Origin of the sequence: Xanthomonas pisi DSM 18956, from assembly GCF_001010415.1 — a bacterium.
GTDB lineage: Bacteria > Pseudomonadota > Gammaproteobacteria > Xanthomonadales > Xanthomonadaceae > Xanthomonas > Xanthomonas pisi.
The window spans coordinates 1-455 of the sequence record NZ_JPLE01000342.1 but is presented as its reverse complement, the minus strand read 5'-3'; the positions used below and the strand labels follow the sequence as shown (position 1 = coordinate 455).

Annotated in this window: 1 protein-coding gene; it reads left to right on the top strand. The window is 38.2% G+C overall.

The window, feature by feature from the left end; all coding sequences use genetic code 11:
* Window positions 1-11 precede the first annotated feature (11 nt).
* Window positions 12-455 (top strand): neck protein (locus Y887_RS19965; protein ID WP_046965691.1); only part of this gene is annotated, 444 nt, incomplete at its 3' end.

The following is a 455-nucleotide window of genomic DNA, read 5'->3' as shown; positions in this document are numbered from 1 at the left end:
AGGATTTTTAAATGTCAGGATATAATTGTCAGAATCCAAAGGAACTCAAAGATGTCATTTTAAGACGTTTAGGGGGTCCAATTATTAATGTTGAGTTAACACCCGATCAAATTTACGATTGTATCCAGCGTGCCCTAGAATTATACGGTGAATACCATTTTGATGGACTTAACAAAGGTTTTCATGTTTTTTATGTAGGGGATGATGAAGAAAAGTACAAGACTGGAGTCTTCGATTTAAGAGGTTCTAACGTATTTGCAGTAACCCGCATTTTACGCACGAATATTGGATCAATAACGTCAATGGACGGAAACGCTACATATCCATGGTTTACTGACTTTCTTTTAGGAATGGCTGGTATTAATGGCGGTATGGGGACCTCTTGCAATAGATTTTATGGACCGAACGCCTTTGGAGTTGATTTGGGGTATTTTACCCAGCTTACCAGTTACATG